Raw genomic sequence first — 18,607 nt, forward strand, 5'->3', positions numbered from 1 at the left:
GCAAGTTGGGCTGATATGGCGCCGGCCCGCTCTGCCGTGAGTCAGAAAAGCACTTCGCCCAATATCCAAAGAAAAATGCCAGTCAGTGCTTGAACTGACTGGCATTGCTTTAAAGCCTAACTCTCTAAAAGCCAGCGCCCATCAAGCGCTGTTTGCTATGCTTTTTACTTCAGCTTGTGTCCGCATTCGCCGCAGAACACATCGTCTGGAGTGACACGGGCCTGGCAGCTAGGGCAGTGGTTCGCAGCGGCGGCGGCCTGCTGGCGCGCTTTTTCTGCCGCTTCGGCTTCGGCTTCGGCCTTCAGACGTGCTTGCTCGGCTTGTTCACGTGCAGCTTGTTCGGCCGCTGCGCGCTTTTGGGCGGCCTCAGCTTCAGCACGCTGGTGCGCTGCTTGAGCCTCTTCGCGTTGGCGGGCGGCTTCGGCTTGTTCGCGTTGGCGAGAGGCTTCAGCTTCGGCCTGCAGGCGTTCGGCTTGCGCCTGGGCGCGCAGTCTTTCTTCCTGCTCTGCACGGGCCAGTGCTTCGCTGGCAGCGCGCTCGCGTGCCGCCTGCTGGACGGCTTGCTGCTCGGCCTGTAGACGTGCGGCTTCGGCCCGTGCCGTTTCGGCTTCGGTCTGGCGGCGCGCAGCCTCTGCGGCTGCCTGCGCGTCCAGTGCCTGCTGCTCGCTGGCTTGGTCTGGGGTATGCATGGCGCCACTGACGGCGGCGGCACCGGCTAGGCCAGCGGCCGTTGCTGCAGCATTAGCAGAGCTGGTGCTGCCCGTGGGGGACGCGTCGGCTGCTGTGGCAGCTGCGGCTTCCGCGCTGGCCTTGGCGTCGGCGCGTTCCTGCATTTTTTGCGCTGCAGCTTGCTTGGCACGCTCGGCAGCAGCCATGGTGCGCTCCTTGGCTTCCTCGGCTTTTTTGCGCACATCGCCAATCAGGCCGTCCAGAGCGCCTTCGGCTTCGGAGGAGTCCACGCTTTCGCGGGCCTGCAGATAGATCAGGTTCATGCCCATGATCATGACCTGGGCCAGCATGGCACCGACCACGCAGTACAGCACGCCCAGACCGGCCATCAGGCCCAGACCGGCGCCGCTGCCCATCATGCTGGCCATGGGGCCCATGCCGCCATAACCACCCATGCCACCGTAGCCGCCGCCCATGGCTGCACCCATCATGGCGTTGGCGCCACCGGTAATGCCCAGAGCCAGGCCGGTCAGGCTGATGGTGGCCGGCATCAGGCCGGCGAACAGCATGATGGAGACCAGACCCAGAATGACGTAGAGCACGACTTCCATGAGCACGACTTCCACCAGGCGGGTGCGGGCAATGCTCACCACATTGGCCAGTGCGGCCTTGAGGGACAGGCCGCTCCATAGCGCGGGAGCCATCAACGGGCCAATGACCCAGATCAGCGCAATCAAAATGGCTGCCGCCGTCAGCACCAGCACGGGGTGGGCGACAAAGGCGATGAAGCCGCCGATGAACGGGATCTTGCAGATGTAGTAGATGACGGCGGCCACAATCATGTAGGCCAGAAAACCGACCAGCAAGATGATGCCAAACAGCAAAAACTTGGGTAGGCACATCAGTCCGGCCGAGGCGGCGGCGCCAAAGGAGCGCACTGGCTCATTCTTGGCCTTGTCCATGAGCATGATGCCCACGCCCGACGAACCGGCCATCAGCACCACAAAGGCGAGCAGCATCATGATCAGGCCGAGAAAGCCTCCGGCGCTGATTGCCAGCCATTGCGCCAGACTGATGACGATGGCGGTGGACAGCAGCGTCAAAAAGCCCAGCAGCAGCGGCCGCCACTGCGTCAGGCCTTCGGCCGCACGCGCCAGCGTGCCGAAGCGAACCTCTCCCAATGATTGAACTTGTTTCATGTCCCGTCCTGTCTTGAAGGTGGATGGTTTACCAAGGGCGGCCATTGCCGGATCAGCTCTGGGTACAGGGCTGCCGGCAGGGCGGGTGATTGCTGTTTAGGCTTGAATCATCAGAGCTGGCCGCGGATTTCGCCGGCCTGGATGGTGTAGCGCTCTATGCCTGCGGGCAGGCTGGCATCGCTTTGCTTTTGCACGCTGACGGGTTTGCCATGGCTTGTCTGGCTGGTGCCGGTCTGGGTGTTCACGCGGCCGGCTTTCACATCGGCTTCGGATTGCGTCACCACAATCGCCGAGGAGCCTCGGTTGTCTGCCAGCTGGTTGGCCAGTTCCTTGAGCGTATCCATGGCCCGCGTGTATTCGGGTCGGCCCTTGGCGGCCAGCGGCATATCGACGCTGACGGAGGAGAAACTGATCAGGCGCCTGGTGGAGTGGCTCTGGCTGTCGGTGATCTCTATGGGCTTGGTGCGAACCGGTCCGGCCACGCCGCGCAGATTGACGGGCAGGTTTCTCATGGCCTCGATGGCCCTGGCCTGCGCGCTCTGGGCTTGCTGGGTTTCCTGATTCAGCGCGGTTTGCAGGCGGCCGAAACGATCGGCCTGAGCGCCCGTGCTGGTGGCAGGTGCTGCGCCCGCTTGCTTGGCGCAATTGGGGTCAGCGGAGTTGGTGACCTGAGAGAGCATGCAGCTGAGGCCGATGGAGGCTTCCTCCAGCGTGGCGCAGCCGCTGGCCAGAACGGCGGCGCAGGCAATAACAGTGAGTTTGAGAGAACGCATGGCAGGACTTTCAGAGAGAACGCGGGTGCCATCGTTGGCTTGAGCCCTCAGCAACCCGGTGAAAACAGGCATCAGCGGGCAGCAGCCGGGTCGGTCGGCACGCTGCGGGCTATGCATTAATCGAGCAGGTCATCCAGTGATGGCGGGCCCTTGGGCTGTGGCTTGGGCTTGGCTACGGGTCTAGGCGCGGGAGCTGGGGCCTCGACCGGCCTTGTCTGGCTGCTGTCGGCTCCCGTGCCCTGCGCCGGGATTGCGGGGGCTTGAGGGGCAACGGTTGGCGCAGGGGCGGTCGAGGCTTCGCCACCTGTCGAAGCGTCGGGCGGCACAACAATGGTGGTGGAGGGATCGACGGGCTTGGCCGTTGCGCCTTGCGGGCCTACCAGGGCATCGGCCCTGGCCTTGTCCTCGGCCGAGATGGCGTTTTTGTCTGCAGCTGGAACAGGCGTGCTTGGATTGCCGGAGCTGCCGGGAAACGCGCTCATATTGCGGGCCAGCAAGATGCCACCTGCGATGGCTGCTGCTACCAGAGCCAGGGCCGACCATTTGATCCAGGCCCGGCTGCTGCGTTGCGGCTCTTGCGGAAAGGCCGGCGCGCTGTAGGCGTGCTTGTCTGGCGCTGGTGGCAAAAAGCCGGGAACTGGTTCCGATACCAGATCCGATACCGGCGCCGATGGCGCAATGCTTGGCTGATTGCCTGAGGCTGCGGCCTGAAACACAGGCTCCTGGCGTGCCGGCGCGGATGATGGCGCGGGTGGTGGCGGTACCACGATATTGGCTTCGGGCAGGTGCACGGCGGGCTGAGGCGTCGTGGCTGCCGCAGCGACGGCAAAGGAATTTCCGCATTGCGGGCAGAACCTGGCCAGGGGCTTGCAAATTGCCTGGCACTGGCCGCAGATTTTCTCCACTGCCGGTGCGGGAGATTTTTCGGCTGGTGCAGCTTCGGGTGCAAGCACTTGCTTGCTGCCACAGCGATTGCAAAACTTGGCCGAAGGGCTCAACGCGTTACCGCACAGTGAACAATTCATTTGCTGTTGAGATCAAAAAAAGTGGTTTGCATGGGGGCAAGCAGGGCTATATCTGGCTTGCATCTTACTATCTGAATAAGCGCCGGTGCCCAGGCATGATTCGAGAAATGCTCAGCGCCATGCAATATCCGGGGCTGCGAAATATGGGCCAAGATATAGCCGATACCCAGGCTTGGGGTGGCAAGAAAATAAAGTGGATGGCTTGAATATTCAAAAGATTTGGGCCAGCGAAAACGTCTTTATGGCAGGCGTGAATATGGGTAGAAAATCATTGGCTGATTTCGTTCAAATAATGCTCCATATTCAAGACCGCGTGCGGGCCGCGATATGGGCGCTTACGGGGCGCGCTCCAGCGTCAGCACCTCGATGGCCGGCGGAACGCCCAGGCGCATGGCAAAACCGGCCCACAGACCTGCACCGCTGCTGACCAGCAGCTTCATGGCGCCCACGTCATACAGACCGCGCACAAAGCCCTGGTTTACGGGCGCCACCACCCATTGATCCAGGCCGCGTATCAAGCCGCCATGGGTATGGCCAGAGAGCTGCAAATCAATGCCATGGGCGGCGTTGTCGCGCGCAAATTTGGGCTGGTGGGCCAGCAGCATATGAAACTGTGCCTGCGCCGCTTGGGCCTGGCGGGCCACGGCCTCCACGTCGGGCGGTACGCCTTCGGGCTGGGCCGGGTCGGCGTTATGGGGCGAGGTGCGGCCGTACACCGGATCGCCAATGCCGGACAAGGCCAGCTTGGCCCCGTTGATATTGAGCAGCTGCATGCGGTTTTCCAGCACATTCAGGCCCAGACGGTGAAACTCCGCCATCCAGCTGTTGTAGCCGCTGTAGTACTCGTGATTGCCGGGCGCCAGCCAGACCCCGTAAGGCGCTTTGAGCTGGGCCAGCGGCGCCACATTCGCGCGGCCGCTGTCTACATCGCCGTCCACCATATCGCCGGGCAGCACGATCAGATCGGGCTGAGCGCCAAGGGTCCGGTCCACCACCGTCTGTACGTAAGTGCTGTTATTGACCGGGCTGGCATGGATATCGGCCAGCACGGCAATGCGCAGGCCGCTGAGCTGCGGCGGCAGATTCTTCAGCGCCACGGTTTGTTCCTGGATTTGTGGCGGCTGCAGCGCGTTGTGCACGCCAAGCGCAGCCAGTGCCCCTGCAGCCATCAAGGCCGCGCCGGTCAGTTGGGGGCTATGCAGGCCACGCGCCAGCGCCTTGGCTCCGCCCAGCTTGGACAGCAACCAGCTCGCATCGCGCAGCAGCACCAAGACCAGGGCCAGCATCAACACGGCCAGCACCCAGCCGCCGGGCACCTGCCAGGGGGCAATGCTTGCATAGGGGGCGGCCCCGCTTTGCACCAGCTTGAGCAGCAGCGCAGGAAACAGGCCCAGCACTACCGTGACCAGGATGGCCACTAGACGCGTGCGGCGGGCCAGAGAGTTGAGGGGCCACCACAGCCACAGGGCCAGTAGCGGAATGAAGAGCGTAGCAAGAGAAACCATGGAATCAGCAGTAAAGCAATCGGGGCCGAGCATAGCAAGTTCATGTGGCAAAACAGCGCGGCGCCATGGAATTGCGCTGTGCGCCCGGCAACTGCGGCTGCGCGCAGGGATAATCACGCCCCTATGTCTTTGAAGATCACCTTCCCCGAGCAACTTCCCGTATCCAGCCGCCGTGACGAGATCATGGAGGCCATGGACCGCCACCAGGTCATCATCGTCTGTGGCGAGACGGGTTCGGGCAAGACCACGCAGCTGCCCAAGATCGCGCTGGCGCTGGGCCGGGGCAAGGTCAACGCCGTGCCCGATGAAAAAGGGCAGGTGCGCGGCCACTTGATCGGCCACACCCAGCCGCGCCGGATTGCGGCCTCATCGGTGGCCAAGCGCATTGCCGAGGAGCTCAACACCCAGCCCGGCGAAGTGGTGGGCTACAAGGTGCGTTTTCAGGACACGCTGCAAAAAGGCGCCTCGGTCAAGCTGATGACGGACGGCATCTTGCTGGCCGAAACCCAGACCGATCCGCTGCTCAAAGCCTACGACACGCTGATCATCGACGAGGCGCACGAGCGCAGCCTGAACATCGATTTCTTGCTGGGCTATCTCAAGCAGATCCTGCCCAAGCGCCCCGATCTCAAGGTGGTGGTGACTTCGGCCACGATTGATGCCGACCGTTTTGCCAAGCATTTCGAGTCCAAGAACGGCCCCGCGCCGGTGATCATGGTCTCGGGTCGTACCTTCCCCGTGGAGATGCGCTACCGCCCCTTCGAGGAAAAGAAGGAACTGGACCTGAACGACGCCATTGCCGATGGCGTGGACGAGCTGTGGCAAGGCGGCAAGGGCGGCGACATTCTGGTGTTTCTGCCCGGCGAGCGCGAAATCCGCGAGGCGGCCGACCATTTACGCAAGCATTTGCAGCACTCGCCCGTGCTGCGCAGCGCTGAAGTGCTGCCGCTGTTCTCGCGCCTGTCCCAGGCCGAGCAGGACCGCATTTTTGACGGCCATACGGGTCGCCGCATTGTGCTGGCCACCAATGTGGCAGAAACCTCGCTCACGGTTCCTGGCATTCGATACGTGATTGATGCAGGTACAGCGCGCGTCAAGCGCTATTCCTTCCGTAGCAAGGTGGAGCAGTTGCTGGTCGAGCCCATTTCGCAGGCCGCCGCCAACCAGCGCGCCGGCCGCTGCGGCCGTGTGGCCAACGGTATCTGCATACGCCTCTATGACGAGGCAAGCTTTGCCAGTCGCGATCGGTTTACCGACCCGGAAATTCTGCGCTCCTCGCTGGCCGGCGTGATCTTGCGCATGAAGGCGTTGGGCCTGGGCGATGTGGTGCATTTCCCGTTTCTGGAAGCGCCTTCGGGCCGCGCCATTGCCGACGGCTACCAGTTGCTGGCCGAGCTGGGCGCGGTGGACGACCACGGCCAGCTGCTGCCCATGGGCAAGGAGCTGTCGCGTCTGCCGCTGGACCCGCGCGTGGGCCGCATGATTTTGGAGGCACGCAGCCGGCGCGCTCTGGCCGAGGTGCTGATAATAGCCTCGGCCCTGTCGGTGCAGGATGTGCGCGACCGCCCCATGGAGGCGCAGCAGCAGGCCGATCAGGCCCACGCCAAGTTCGACGACGACAAGAGCGAGTTCACCGGCTATCTGCGCCTGTGGAAATGGCTGTCGGATGCGCGCGGCGGCAAGGTGGTGGCCAAGAGCCGCGCCGAAATGGCAGCGCAAAGCAAGCCAGCAGCAAAGCCCAGCGCCCGTAGCCAGGCTTTTCTGCCGGTCAGCCAGCGTGCCAGCGGTGCGCAGGTCGAAGGCACCGTGGAGGAGAGGCTGGCGCTGTTCAACCCGGCCGAGACCGAAGAGGGCACGCACAAGATCAGCAACCGCCAGTGGGAGCAGTTGCTGCGCCAGAACTTCATCAACATCCGCCGCGTGCGCGAGTGGCGTGACATCCATTCCCAACTGCTGACCGTGGTCAAGGAGCAGAAATGGCTGCTCAACAACGAGGCCGCTGGCTACGAGGCCGTGCATCTGTCCATGCTGGCCGGTTTGCTGGGCAATATTGGCTACAAGGGCGAGGAAAGCGAGTCCTATTTGGGCGCGCACGGCATCAAGTTCCACCCGCATCCGGGCGCGCATCTGTCCAAAAAGCCCGGTCGCTGGATTGTGGCGGCCGAGCAGGTCGAGACCTCGCGCCTATACGGCCGTGGCATTGCGGCCATCGAGCCTCAGTGGCTGGAAGAGGTGGGCGCCCATCTTTTGAAGAAGCAGCTGCTGGACCCGCACTGGAGCAAGAAGCAGGCCGATGTGATTGCACTGGAACGCGCCACCTTGTACGGACTGGTGGTCTATAACGGCCGCCGCGTCAGCTACGGCCGAGTCGATCCGCACGAGGCGCGCAACCTCTTCATCCGCCAGGCGCTGGTCGAGGGCGAGTGGGAAACCAAATGGCATTTCCTGCCCGCCAATCTGAAGCTGATGCGCAAGGTGGAAGAGCTGGAGCACAAGAGCCGCCGCCAGGACGTGCTGGTCGATGACGAGCTGATCTTTGCCTTCTACGACCAGCAGCTGCCACGCGATGTGTACAGCGGTGCCACCTTCGATCACTGGTTCCGCCAGCAAAGCAAGGGCAATCCCGATCTGCTGCGCCTGTCGCGCGACGAGCTGATGCGCCACGAGGCCGCTGGCATCACCACCGACAACTTCCCCAAGCTGGTGAAGCTGGGCGGCGTGGACTGCGCGGCCAGCTATCTGCACAGCCCCGGCGATCCGCGCGACGGCGTGACGGTGACCGTGCCGCTGTTTGTGCTCAATCAGGTGTCGGAGGAGCGGGCCGAGTGGCTGGTGCCCGGCATGCTCAAGGACAAGATTCAGGCGCTCTTGAAGAGCCTGCCCCAGCGCCCGCGCAGCCGCTTTGTGCCGCTGCCCGAGAGCGCGGCGCGCCTGGCCGAGCTGTTTACGCAGCCAGACCACTGGGCAGAAAACACGAAGAACAGTGGGCTGATCGACGTGCTGCTCAAGCAGGTGCGCGATGAAACCTCGCTGGATGTGAAGCGGGCCGACTTCAAGCTCGATATGCTGAGCCCGCATTTGTTCATGAACTTCCGCATCACGGACGAGCACGGTCGCCAGCTGGGCCAGGGTCGCAATCTGGGCGCCTTGAAAGCCGAATGGGGGGCCAAGGCGCGCGGTGCTTTCCAGGCGCTTGCCTCATTAAAGATAGCTGCTGGCGCTGAAGCTGCTTCGACTTCAGATACAAACAAGCCTCAAGATCAAAAGAATCAAGCGCCAGCCGCTTCGCAATCGAGAGCACCTGCAGGCAAGCCAGAAAAATCGGCGCCTGCCCAGGCCTCGGATGCGCGCTACAAGGAGTGGAGCTTTGGCGAGCTGCCCGAGCTGATGGAAATCAAGCAGGGCGGACAGACGCTGGTGGGCTTTCCGGCCTTGATCGACCATGGCGATTCGGTGGGCATCGAAGTGTTTGACGAGCCCGAGGTGGCGGCCGCCAAGCACCGCGTGGGCCTGCGCCGCTTGTTTGCGCTGCAGATTCGCGATGCGCTGAAATACCTGGAAAAAAACATTCCGGATCTGCAGAAAATGGCCGTGGCCTATATGCCGTTGGGCACACAGGAAGAGCTGCGCAGCCAGATCATTGACGTGGCGATAGACCGTGCTTTTCTGCAGGAGCCGCTGCCGGCCAATGAGGCCGACTTCAAGCAGCGCGTGCAGGAAGGCCGCGGCCGCCTGACGCTGATCGCCAACGAAGTGGCGCGCATGGCTGCGACGATTTTGACCGAGTACGCTGCTGCCGCGCGCAAGATCAAGGACACGAAGAATGCACCAGAGGCTACGAAGGACGGGGGCGAGCAGCTACAAAAGCTGATGCCCAAGAACTTCATCGCCATCGCGCCATGGAGCCAGTTAGGCCATTACGCGCGCTATCTCAGGGCCATCACCACGCGCCTGGATAAATACCGCGCCGACCCGGCCCGCGATGCCGCCAAGCTCAAGGAGTTGCAGCCCATGGAGCAGCGCTACTGGCGTTTGCTGGCCGAGCGCAAGGGTCAGGTCGATGCCCGCATGCAGGAGTACCGCTGGATGCTGGAGGAGTTGCGCGTGAGCTTTTTTGCGCAGGAGCTGCGCACGCCGTATCCGGTCAGCACCAAGCGGCTGGACAAGGTCTGGCAGCAACTGCAAAGCTGAGATCGGCCGGGGGCGGTAGGGCTTGATAGCCGAGCTGCCCCAACCGTCTTAGGCATTGCAACTGCAGTCGGTGCCTCAGTCTCCGCGCGTACCGCTGAGCACGGGAAACTCGGCGCTGGCGGCGTTGCTGCTGCCGGATTGAGCCTGGCGCAGCAAGGCCAGCCGCCGCGTCATGCTTTCAATCTCAATGGTCTGGCTGGCGATGATCTCCTCGGCCAGCTGGCGGGTCAGCGGGTCGCGGCCATGCTTGAGCACAAGGCGGGCCATATCGACGGCACCCTCATGGTGGGGAATCATCATGACCAGAAAGTCCACATCGGCATTGCCGCTGTAGCCCGGACCATGCATGTCCCGCATCATGCGGGCCATGCCGGCATCCATCTCGGTTTGAAAGCCGGGCGCGGTGCCGGCGTCCGCGCCCGCGTCCATGGCGGCATGGTGATGATGGTGGGCGGTCTGCGCCAGGGCGTTGCCGGCCAGCAAGGCCGAGGCACAACTCAGCGCGAGATGCAAGACCAGGCCAAGCCCTGCTCCCCGGCCCGTCCTCATGCGGTCTGGCCTTTGACGCCGGTGCGCACATAGACCAGATTGATGCTTTTCTTGTTGCGCAATCCGCCCGAGGGCAGAGCCAGATTGCCCAGCGGGATCTGTGCAATGAATTGCGGCTGGAACGGGTCGCTGACATCAAAAGCGCTGCAGACGGTCTGGCCGGCATTGGGTGTGCCGGGCAACTCGTCTTGCTCGTGCGCCACATAGAGCAAGGTGTTCTCAGGATTGGTCCACAGACCATGGGATTCGCGGCCGTGGCTGAAAAAGCTGGCGACCATCTTGCGCTCGCCGGGCTTGGCGCTGCGGTCGATGATGGCGATCTGGCTGGAGGCCACGCCGCCGGGGCCGCTATCGTCCACCCGGGCCAGGCTGGCATAGACCACGCTGCCCTTGGCGTTGGACACAAATTCCACATGGTTGGGGCGTCCTAAAGTGCCCAGGGCCACGTTGTCCAGAAGCTCGAAACCTTGGTGCGTGGAGCGGCAGGACACGGCGTCCATCAGCTTGTGGGAGAACCAGACCTCCTTGCCGTCGGGTGTGGTCTTCATGAAAGGCGTGAAGCCCAGCTTGTCCTGGGCGCTGATATCTAGCGTGCGCAGATGCTTGGGTTGCGAGTAGCCGTCGGCGCCGGGGTTGACGCTGAACACATCGACCTTGGCCACTTTCTGGCTGGCGACAAAGGCCAGCGTGCCTTCGCGGTTGAACCAGACCTGCGCCGGGCCGTTGAGCGTGGGCAGGAACTGGCGCACCGCAGATACCTCGGAACCCCGCAGCTGGCGCAGGGCGCGGCCCACATCCAAAATGGCAATCCGGTCTTCGCCGCGCAAGGTGACCCAAAACTCCTTGCCGTTGCGGCTGAAGGTGGGCTCGTGCGGTTCGCGCCCCACGAGGATGCCGCTGGACAGGCGTTCCGCATTGGTGCTGGGGCCGGCGGCCGGGTTGGGCGTGTTGCCGATCACGCGCTTTTCCAACGCGTCAATCAGATAGACATTGCTGGAGCCGCGCCCGCTGGTGGCGAGCAAGCGACCATCGGGCGAGGGCACGGCGCCGTGAGCGTCGATGCAGCCGTGGTAGAGCGGCTTGTGGATCATTGCCGCGTGGGTGGGGGCGACGCCGGCCGTGACGTAGCGAAACGGCGGGCGCGCATCTTCATCAAAACTGGTCAGATTGATGGTGGTCTCCACCGTGTTGCTGCGTGGGTCGATGACGACCACGGTGTTGGAGTCTTCGTTGGTGATAAACACCCGATCGCGCACATCAATTCCCGCCCCTGTGTTTTGCGCAAAGCTGGCGGGCAGGGCCGCGACCGTGGCTGCGGCAGCCGTCGCTGCGGCAGCCGTGTATTTGAGAATTTCTCGGCGATTGGCGTGCATAAAGACTCCTGAAAATGTCAGTTGGTGAAAGAAGCGCGCAGGGCGAAGACGACCCGGCCTGGGTGCTGGCCGGTGATCGGGTGAGCAGGGGTGGAGGTAGGGGGCGGCTTGGCCGGTGCGCAGATTCTTCGTGCATTCAGCCCCGAAGTAACGGCCGCCCAATCGTTGCTTAGTTGTTGCTCAGCGGTCGTTTAACTGTCGTTCAACTGCCGGTAGACCTCGGTAGCCACGCGCGTCAGTTCGGCGCGGTGAGAGCCGCCAGAAATGGCGTAGCCCAGGTTTTTGTCTACCCAGTAAAAGACGTTGACCGGACCGTCGGTACCAAAGCGAAAGGCGGTTTCGGGCCGATTTGCGGCCTTGGGTACTTCGCGGGTGACGTAGAGCGTCAGGCGCTGGCCGGTGCTGTCGTGGTACATGAACTGCGCGACCGGCCCAGTGTCGCCGGGCAGCAAGCGTCCGCCAATCAGCTCATAGCCAACAGCATGCAGGCTTGGCGGCTTGATTTCGATTCCGAGTCGCTTGGACAGCCAGCTTGCCAGTTGCTGCTCCTGGTCGGCATCGACTTCCACCGGGCGCCGTACATCGGGGCTGTACACCACATGGGCCACGGCCGCCCGCAGTGCAAAGCCGCTGAGATCGCCGCTCTGGTAGGCGACAGCGGCAGGGTGTGCGTTGAAGGCCAGCCGGGCGCTGCGGCCGTCGTCTATGAAGCCGCGCGCCACCCAGGCCGAGCTGGCGCTGAGTACGGCAATAGCCAGGCCTGCGACAAGGCTGCGCCAGGGCCATGCCGTGGATTTGGGGCCTAGCGGCAGGCGCAGGGGCAGCGGTTCCTCAAGCACGGGATTGAGCAGATGGCGCAGCGACTGGTTTTGCGTCTGCCAGTCCTGCACGCGGCGGCGTTCATCGGGACGCGAGCTCAGAAACTGCTCGATTTCGGCGCGTCTGGCCGTGGAAAGCTGCTGATCGGCATAGGCGTGCAGATCGGCTTCGGTGATCGGTGCCGTGCCGCCGGGGTGAATGAGTTGGATTTTGTCCATGTTATTTCACGCGCTGCAGTTTGCTGCTGACTTCGCGTCCTTCCATTTCGGCGCGCAAACGTTCCCTTGCCCGCGACAGCCGTGACATCACGGTGCCAATCGGCACCTGCAGCACGCTGGCCACGGCCTGGTAGCTCATCTCTTCCACGCCGACCAGCAGCAGCACCTCGCGCTGGTCATGCGACAGCTTTTGCAGCGCCCGGTCCAGATCGCGCACTTCCAGCCTGTCCGATGCGCTTGAGCGTTCGGGCTGTTCGGGCAGTGCATCCCCAGTGGCATCTTCGGGCGTGCGGCGCTGGCTGCGCATGCGGTCCACAAACAGGTTGTGCATGATGCCGAACATCCAGGCCCTGACATCGCCGCGTCTATGCCACAGGGCGAAACGCTCCCAGGCGCGCTCCAGCGTGTCCTGCACCAGATCGTCGGCACGTTCCCGGTCGGAAGTCAGGCCGCGCGCATAGCGGCGCAGGCTGGGAATGCAGGCAACAATATCCGCTTCGTCTTGAGCGCGCATGGAGCTTGAGTGGTGTTTTTTAAAGGTTGGCTTCACTGGATAGACGCAGCCGAGCCGGCGTTTATTCCCTGCCGTGTTGAATTTCCTGTTTTTAATTTCAGGCCCTGGCAAGGCCAGATAGCGGTTCCAAGCCAGCTTTGAGCAGCTTGATAGGGTTGTAGCCCAGATATATCAATCGCAATTAGCTATTGATTGAATAGCAAAATACGCTTTATTCGGCCCTGACCGGATTGAGCGCTTCTATCAAATCATGGGCCGATACATGGCGTGCCGCTCCGAAGCCGGCTACATGGCGGGCCAGGGTGGGGGTGATGCAGACAAAGCGAAAGTCTCCCAGCGCTGTCATGGGTTCCGCTTCGGGAAAACGCTCCAGATAGCTGCTGCGTGCGCCTTGCCAGAGCACGCTGTCGTGGCCAGGGGTGGACGCCACGCCCTGAATGCTGACGCGCTCCAGCGCATGCACGCCTTGTCCGGCCACTTCATCGGCCGTCATCAAAAGACTCACGGCCGGGTGCAAGGCCATGGCTTGGGTATGGCCGGCCAGGGCGCTGACATGCAAGACGATGCAGCTGAAGCGGCTGTCCCAGGCCCAAGGTACGAAGGAGAGCAGGGGCGCGGGCAGGGCCGTGGACTGCGCAAAATCGGTCGCTGGCTGCACGGCCAAGGCGGCGGTGCGCCGGCTGACAAGCAGCGCGCGCATAGATTGCTGAAGGCGGGATTCATGTGTCATGAGTCGATGGTAATCGTTGTTGCTGCGGGCCTTCGGTCGCCTGAGAGCTGGCGCCAGGTGAATCTTGATTGCTTTTATTTTGATAGCTAGATGCGCAATTGATGTAATGGCTGCAGGGCGAATGACCTAGATTTTGAGGTCGCCTTGGTGACGCTTTCCTGGTTCAACCCCGATGTGATTCACGGGCAGTCGCACTAGCCTGCAGTCTGCGTAGTCCAAATGGACTAGCGTCTTCATTGCACCTTGGTGCCCGCCATCCTTCTTGAACTGCACGTTGCCCATGTCTGCTCATCACACGTCCTGGCCTTCCCGTTTGCCGCATTCAATCACTGTTCCCACCACCAGCCTCTGGGAGAATCTGGCCATCAATGCCCGCCGCTATCCGGACAAGGCGGCGCTGGTGTTTCTGGGGCGCAGTACCAGCTACCGCGAGTTGTGCGAGGGAACCGAGCGCATGGCGGCCTATCTGCATGGCCTGGGCGTGAAGCAGGGCGACCGCGTGATCGTGCTGATGCAAAACACTTCTCAGCTGGTGCTGGCGCATTACGCCATTTTTCGTGCCAATGCCGTGGTGGTGCCGGTCAACCCCATGAATCTGGCCGAGGAGCTCAAGCACTACATCACGGATTCGGGCGCCAAGGTCGCCATCACCACGGCCGATCTGGCGCTAGAACTGGCCAAGGCCAGCAATGCCTTGCCTGCCGAGCAGCGACTGGCCCATATGGTGGTGACGCGTTTTGCCGACGGCTTTGATGCCGATATCCAGGGGCTGGATGCTCCGCCCGAAGCCTGGCGCAACTGGATGCTCAGGGACTATGCCGCTGCCGATATGCAAGGCGGCGAGGTCCATGCCTGGCAGCAGGCGCTGGCCTGCAGTGCGCAGCCACCCGCCCACGTAGTGGGGCGCGACGATCTGGCCTTGCTGCCCTATACCAGCGGCACCACCGGGCAGCCCAAGGGTTGCATGCATTTGCACCGCAGCATCAATCACAACGCGGTGGCGGGCACGCTCTGGGGCAGCGGCTGCAGCGAGAACGTGGTGCTGGGTGTGGTGCCCATGTTTCACATCACGGGCATGGTCTCGGTGTTGCACAGTGCCATCTACATGGGTGCCACGCTGATCATCATGCCGCGCTGGGACCGCGAGCTGGCGGGCAGGCTGATCTCGCACTACCAGGTCACCAGCTGGACCAATATCCCGACCATGGTCATCGATTTGTTGGCCAGCCCCAACTTTGCCTCGTTTGATCTGTCCAGCCTCAAATACATAGGCGGCGGCGGTGCTGCCATGCCGCAGGCGGTGGCTCAGCGTTTGCTGGATCAGTACGGCCTGCGTTTTTGCGAAGGCTATGGGCTGACGGAAACGGCGGCCCCATCGCACAGCAATCCGCCAGATCGCCCCAAGCAGCAGTGTCTGGGCATTCCCTTCATGAGCACGGACGCCCGCGTCATCAGCCCCGACACCTTGCAAGAGGTGCCGCAAGGTGAGCAGGGCGAGATTGTGGTCTGCGGCCCAGAGGTGTTCGAAGGCTATTGGCGGCGCCCCGAGGCCACGGCCCAGGCGTTCTTCGAGTTGGACGGCAAACGCTTCTTCCGTACTGGCGACTTGGGGCGGGTGGATGAGGACGGCTATTTCTTTATTACCGACCGCCTCAAACGCATGATCAATGCCAGCGGCTTCAAGGTCTGGCCGGCCGAGGTGGAAGCACTGATGTTCCGTCACCCTGCCATTCAGGAAGCCTGCGTCATCTCTGCCAAGGACGCCTATCGCGGCGAGACCGTCAAGGCTGTGGTCGTACTGCGCGCCGGCCATGAAAGCACCACCGAGCAAGACGTTGTGCAGTGGTGTCACGACAATATGGCAGCCTACAAAGCGCCCCGCATCGTGCAATTCATTACCGCCTTGCCCAAAAGTGGCAGCGGCAAGGTCATGTGGCGCTTGCTGCAGGAGCAGGAGGCGTGAATCGGTTCATGTGTTGAGTGCGGCGGCAGCGCATTCTGTAGCCGTTGCCGCAAAGCAGCGGTTGCCGCCAGAAGAAGTCCGTGTGGTTGGAGCCGGGCAGCAGTCATAAATAATGAATTAATCCTTTACATTTCATGGCAATGTCCTTACCACATTAAGTGAAAATAATTATTTTAATTTGGTGGTTAATTGGTGGTTGTTGCATCTGTCTGATGGGTATTTTAAATTTCAGAATTTTTCCCATTGATTTTTTCAATTTTCATGGGTGTTTTGCACGTCTTGAAGGCATTCATTCGTCTGAATCATTGTTTTGTAAATTACACTTTAGAACTGCATTGAGGTAGCGGAACGATTTTTTTTAGTAGTGGGCGCTTATGCGCCCTCATTTTTTTGCAGGTGCTTCAGGCGGGTTTATGGCAGAGACAGAAAAAATTGCAGGCAGCTCTGCGTACGGGGGAAGTAAGGCGTGGGTTGCCGCAGCCCATGTCTGGCAAGCGCTTTTTCTGCGCGAGGCGATGGTCAGGCTGTTTGGCTCCCGCTTTGCGTGGGTGTGGCTGTTGGTTGAGCCCATTGCCAACGTGCTGTGGCTGGTGTTGATCTTTACCTTCATTCAGGTTCGCCACATAGGGGGTGTGGCAACCGCACTGTGGCTTGCCGTCGGCATGCTGGTGTTCATGACCTTCAGGCGCACGCTCAGTCAGGTGCAGAACGGTGTGGATGCCAATCAATCCCTGTTTGCCTATCGACAGGTGCGCCCGCCTGATGTGGCCTTGGTGCGTGCGGCCGTGGAAGGCGTCAGCATGTTGATCATCAGCGCTTTGGTGTTTGCCATTGGCGCTTTCATGGGCTGGATGGCCTGGCCCGATAGTGCATGGAAAGTACTGGAGGCCTTTGTTCTCGCCTGGCTATGCGCTCTTGGCCTGGGCATGATTTTTGCGGTGATGGTGATGCTGGTGCCCGAACTGGAACGCATCATCGGCTTCATCATGATGCCTTTAATGATGATTTCTGGCGTGATGTTGCCGCTGTCTGCAATTAAACCTCCGTATGTGGATTGGTTGCTTTACAACCCCTTGGCCCATGCGATTGAAGCGGCTCGACTTGGTTTTGCGCCTTACTACCACGCGGTGGGCGGTCTGGATCTGGCCTATGCCTATCAATGCGCTGTGGTGCTTGTCTTCACGGGGCTGCTGCTGTTCAGGCGCTTCAATCAAAGGCTGGTGACTCAATGATTGAAGTCGTTGACGTACATAAGCGTTACTACACCGATCACGGCAATGGGCCCTGGGTGCTGCGTGGCGTGAACTTCACCATTCCCGCAGGCTGCAGCGTTGGCTTGATTGGAGGCAATGGTGCAGGCAAGTCCACGTTGCTGCGCATTATTGGTGGAGTGGACTACCCATCCCAAGGTGTTGTGCGAAGGCACTGCAATGTGTCCTGGCCAATGGGTTTTGGCGGTGGTCTGCAAGGCAGCATGACGGGCCGTCAGAACACCAAATTTGTGGCGCGGATCCACGGCATGGGACATGACTTGCCGCGCATTTTGCAACAGGTGCAGGATTTTGCCGAAATCGGTCCGGCCTTTGAGCAGCCCATCAAAACCTATTCATCGGGCATGAAATCGCGGCTGCAGTTTGCGCTGTCGCTGGCCTTTGATTTCGATGTCTATATCTCCGACGAAGTGACAGCCACTGGCGACCGAGCGTTCCAGGATAAGGCCGCTCAGGCTTTCAAGGACAAAGTGGGCAAAGCCAGTTTGATCATGGTCTCCCACAGCGAAAAAACCTTGCAGGACTTTTGCCAGGCCGGTGTTTGGTTGCACCAAGGCAAGGCCCAGTGGTTTGACCAGATTGACGACGCGCTGCAAGCCTATCGCGACAGTATTTCCACCCGTACCCCATGAAGCAATCTTTTCTCTCCGGGAGCCGTTGGTCGCGCTGGCTCCGTTCCTCCCCTCTCAGTGCAGTGACTTTAATGCTCTGCATAGGCTGCGCTGTTTACTGGCTGGTGCTTGCATCAGATCGTTATGTCTCTGAATCGCGGCTGATTGTGCAAAGCAGCAATTTGCCAACCGGAGGCTCGTTTGATCTGGGCAGCCTGCTCTCTGGGGGGGGAGCCGGCAATAACCGCAGCGATCAGCTGCTGCTGCGCGAGTATTTGCGCTCGCCAGACATGGCCGAGTTGCTGGACAAACAGCTGCAGTTGCGTGAGCACTTCAGCGCCTCTGGAGACTGGATCAGCAAACTGTGGTCGGCGGACGCCAGTCGTGAGCATTTCTACTGGTATTACCTGAGGCGTGTGGAGGTGGAATACGACGAATTTTCCGGGGTCCTCGTCATCAATGCCCAGGCTTTTTCTCCCGAAATGGCTCAGAAAATTACAGGCAGCCTGCTTCAGCAGGGCGAGCTGTTCATGAACCAGATGGCCCATGCCGTGGCGCAGGATCAAGTTAATTTTCTGGAGGGGCAGGTTCGCGCGCTGGAGACCAAGGTGCGTAGTTCACGCCAGGCCGTGCTCGAGTTTCAAGAACAAAAAGGGCTGATCTCGCCGGAGGCCGCTGCACAGGCCATTGCCGTCATTGTGGCCAATATGCAAGGCCAGCTGGTCGACCTGCAGACCCAGCGCGGGGCACTTCAGGCCTATCTGGTGGCCGACCACCCGAGCATTGTTTTGCTCAATCAGCGAATTGATGCGCTAGAGAAGCAGATGGCGCTTGAAAAAGACAAGCTTGCAGCGCCTGGCGGCAAGACGCTGAACCGCACGGCAGAAGCATTTGCCCAGCTCGAGCTTCAGTCCAAGTTTGCGCTGGATATGTACAAGACCGCTCTCACGGCGCTGGAGCAGGGGCGCCTGGAAGCGACTCGCACCTTGAAAAAAGTTGCCGTGCTGCAACAGCCTAATTTGCCAGAGCGCTCCATGCGCCCTCAGCGGCTATACAAGACCAGCATCTGGATCATTGGCATTTTGCTTATGGCAGGTATCGCTCATTTGTTGTTGGCCATCGTCAAGGATCACCGCGATTGATGCTATGTATTTGATAGCTTCTGGCGTCTATCAGCGCTGGAGCTCACGAAGAAAA

General features: G+C 61.4%; 15 protein-coding genes. 6 read left to right on the forward strand and 9 right to left on the reverse strand.

Annotated elements, in window-relative coordinates; genetic code table 11:
* Positions 1-164: 164 nt before the first annotated feature.
* From EAO39_RS11780 to EAO39_RS11790, 3 genes are all read right to left on the reverse strand, one after another.
* Complete coding sequence (locus tag EAO39_RS11780) at positions 165-1,868, reverse strand: zinc ribbon domain-containing protein (RefSeq protein WP_120967574.1); 1,704 nt, start codon at positions 1,866-1,868, stop codon at positions 165-167.
* A gap of 110 nt (positions 1,869-1,978) precedes the next feature.
* Entirely contained in the window at positions 1,979-2,641 is a 663-nt protein-coding gene (locus EAO39_RS11785; RefSeq protein ID WP_120970990.1) for a hypothetical protein, read from the reverse strand.
* A gap of 116 nt (positions 2,642-2,757) precedes the next feature.
* A complete protein-coding gene (locus EAO39_RS11790; RefSeq protein WP_120967576.1) occupies positions 2,758-3,666 on the reverse strand; it encodes a zinc ribbon domain-containing protein in 909 nt (302 codons plus the stop codon).
* Here EAO39_RS11790 and EAO39_RS22535 point away from each other — a divergent pair.
* A complete protein-coding gene (locus EAO39_RS22535; protein ID WP_162989457.1) occupies positions 3,585-3,872 on the forward strand; it encodes a hypothetical protein in 288 nt (95 codons plus the stop codon). The genes EAO39_RS11790 and EAO39_RS22535 overlap by 82 nt on opposite strands.
* Positions 3,873-4,001: 129 nt before the next feature.
* Here EAO39_RS22535 and EAO39_RS11800 read toward each other — a convergent pair whose 3' ends face one another.
* Complete coding sequence (locus EAO39_RS11800; RefSeq protein ID WP_120970992.1) at positions 4,002-5,171, reverse strand: metallophosphoesterase; 1,170 nt, start codon at positions 5,169-5,171, stop codon at positions 4,002-4,004.
* Positions 5,172-5,213: 42 nt separating this feature from the next.
* On the opposite strand from EAO39_RS11800, the gene hrpA reads away from it, so the two are divergent.
* A complete protein-coding gene (gene hrpA, locus EAO39_RS11805; protein WP_276209284.1) occupies positions 5,214-9,362 on the forward strand; it encodes an ATP-dependent RNA helicase HrpA in 4,149 nt (1,382 codons plus the stop codon).
* 75 nt (positions 9,363-9,437) lie between these two features.
* Here the strand turns inward: hrpA and EAO39_RS11810 are convergent, their stop codons facing one another.
* The 5 genes from EAO39_RS11810 to EAO39_RS11830 form a co-directional block, all read right to left on the reverse strand.
* Positions 9,438-9,875 carry a DUF305 domain-containing protein gene (locus tag EAO39_RS11810; RefSeq protein ID WP_240466974.1) on the reverse strand — a complete coding sequence of 146 codons (438 nt, stop codon included), beginning with the start codon at positions 9,873-9,875 and terminating at the stop codon, positions 9,438-9,440.
* 32 nt (positions 9,876-9,907) lie between these two features.
* Positions 9,908-11,284, reverse strand: a complete 1,377-nt coding sequence (locus tag EAO39_RS11815; RefSeq protein ID WP_120967584.1) for a YncE family protein — start codon at positions 11,282-11,284, stop codon at positions 9,908-9,910.
* Positions 11,285-11,475: 191 nt separating this feature from the next.
* The gene (locus EAO39_RS11820) at positions 11,476-12,321 is read right to left on the reverse strand and encodes an anti-sigma factor (RefSeq protein ID WP_120967586.1); all 846 of its coding nucleotides are present in this window, start codon (positions 12,319-12,321) and stop codon (positions 11,476-11,478) included.
* A gap of 1 nt (position 12,322) precedes the next feature.
* Complete coding sequence (locus EAO39_RS11825) at positions 12,323-12,835, reverse strand: RNA polymerase sigma factor (protein ID WP_120967588.1); 513 nt, start codon at positions 12,833-12,835, stop codon at positions 12,323-12,325.
* A gap of 211 nt (positions 12,836-13,046) precedes the next feature.
* Positions 13,047-13,565 carry a pyridoxamine 5'-phosphate oxidase gene (locus EAO39_RS11830; RefSeq protein WP_120967590.1) on the reverse strand — a complete coding sequence of 173 codons (519 nt, stop codon included), beginning with the start codon at positions 13,563-13,565 and terminating at the stop codon, positions 13,047-13,049.
* A 280-nt stretch (positions 13,566-13,845) separates the two neighbouring features.
* Here EAO39_RS11830 and EAO39_RS11835 point away from each other — a divergent pair, with 280 nt between their 5' ends.
* The 4 genes from EAO39_RS11835 to EAO39_RS11850 all read left to right on the forward strand — a co-directional run bounded on the left by EAO39_RS11835 (position 13,846) and on the right by EAO39_RS11850 (position 18,552).
* Positions 13,846-15,528 carry a long-chain fatty acid--CoA ligase gene (locus tag EAO39_RS11835; protein WP_120967592.1) on the forward strand — a complete coding sequence of 561 codons (1,683 nt, stop codon included), beginning with the start codon at positions 13,846-13,848 and terminating at the stop codon, positions 15,526-15,528.
* A gap of 413 nt (positions 15,529-15,941) precedes the next feature.
* The gene (locus EAO39_RS11840; RefSeq protein ID WP_162989535.1) at positions 15,942-16,760 is read left to right on the forward strand and encodes an ABC transporter permease; all 819 of its coding nucleotides are present in this window, start codon (positions 15,942-15,944) and stop codon (positions 16,758-16,760) included.
* Positions 16,757-17,431 carry an ABC transporter ATP-binding protein gene (locus tag EAO39_RS11845; RefSeq protein ID WP_120967596.1) on the forward strand — a complete coding sequence of 225 codons (675 nt, stop codon included), beginning with the start codon at positions 16,757-16,759 and terminating at the stop codon, positions 17,429-17,431. The genes EAO39_RS11840 and EAO39_RS11845 overlap by 4 nt, the downstream gene beginning before the upstream one ends.
* Positions 17,432-17,592: 161 nt before the next feature.
* Positions 17,593-18,552, forward strand: a complete 960-nt coding sequence (locus tag EAO39_RS11850; protein WP_162989536.1) for a chain-length determining protein — start codon at positions 17,593-17,595, stop codon at positions 18,550-18,552.
* Positions 18,553-18,607 lie beyond the last annotated feature (55 nt).

The sequence above is a fragment of the Comamonas sp. lk genome, from assembly GCF_900564145.1.
In the GTDB taxonomy this organism is placed as follows: Bacteria; Pseudomonadota; Gammaproteobacteria; order Burkholderiales; family Burkholderiaceae_C; genus Comamonas.

What these genes read in the sequence shown, in the direction of transcription:
- EAO39_RS11815 (WP_120967584.1), bottom strand. Translation starts at nt 11,284, where the DNA reads ATGCACGCCAATCGCCGAGAAATTCTCAAATACACGGCTGCCGCAGCG.
- EAO39_RS11800 (WP_120970992.1), bottom strand. Translation starts at nt 5,171, where the DNA reads ATGGTTTCTCTTGCTACGCTCTTCATTCCGCTACTGGCCCTGTGGCTG.
- hrpA (WP_276209284.1), top strand. Translation starts at nt 5,214, where the DNA reads ATGTGGCAAAACAGCGCGGCGCCATGGAATTGCGCTGTGCGCCCGGCA.
- EAO39_RS11845 (WP_120967596.1), top strand. Translation starts at nt 16,757, where the DNA reads ATGATTGAAGTCGTTGACGTACATAAGCGTTACTACACCGATCACGGC.
- EAO39_RS11785 (WP_120970990.1), bottom strand. Translation starts at nt 2,641, where the DNA reads ATGCGTTCTCTCAAACTCACTGTTATTGCCTGCGCCGCCGTTCTGGCC.
- EAO39_RS11825 (WP_120967588.1), bottom strand. Translation starts at nt 12,835, where the DNA reads ATGCGCGCTCAAGACGAAGCGGATATTGTTGCCTGCATTCCCAGCCTG.
- EAO39_RS11780 (WP_120967574.1), bottom strand. Translation starts at nt 1,868, where the DNA reads ATGAAACAAGTTCAATCATTGGGAGAGGTTCGCTTCGGCACGCTGGCG.
- EAO39_RS11830 (WP_120967590.1), bottom strand. Translation starts at nt 13,565, where the DNA reads ATGACACATGAATCCCGCCTTCAGCAATCTATGCGCGCGCTGCTTGTC.
- EAO39_RS11790 (WP_120967576.1), bottom strand. Translation starts at nt 3,666, where the DNA reads ATGAATTGTTCACTGTGCGGTAACGCGTTGAGCCCTTCGGCCAAGTTT.
- EAO39_RS11835 (WP_120967592.1), top strand. Translation starts at nt 13,846, where the DNA reads ATGTCTGCTCATCACACGTCCTGGCCTTCCCGTTTGCCGCATTCAATC.
- EAO39_RS11820 (WP_120967586.1), bottom strand. Translation starts at nt 12,321, where the DNA reads ATGGACAAAATCCAACTCATTCACCCCGGCGGCACGGCACCGATCACC.
- EAO39_RS11840 (WP_162989535.1), top strand. Translation starts at nt 15,942, where the DNA reads ATGGCAGAGACAGAAAAAATTGCAGGCAGCTCTGCGTACGGGGGAAGT.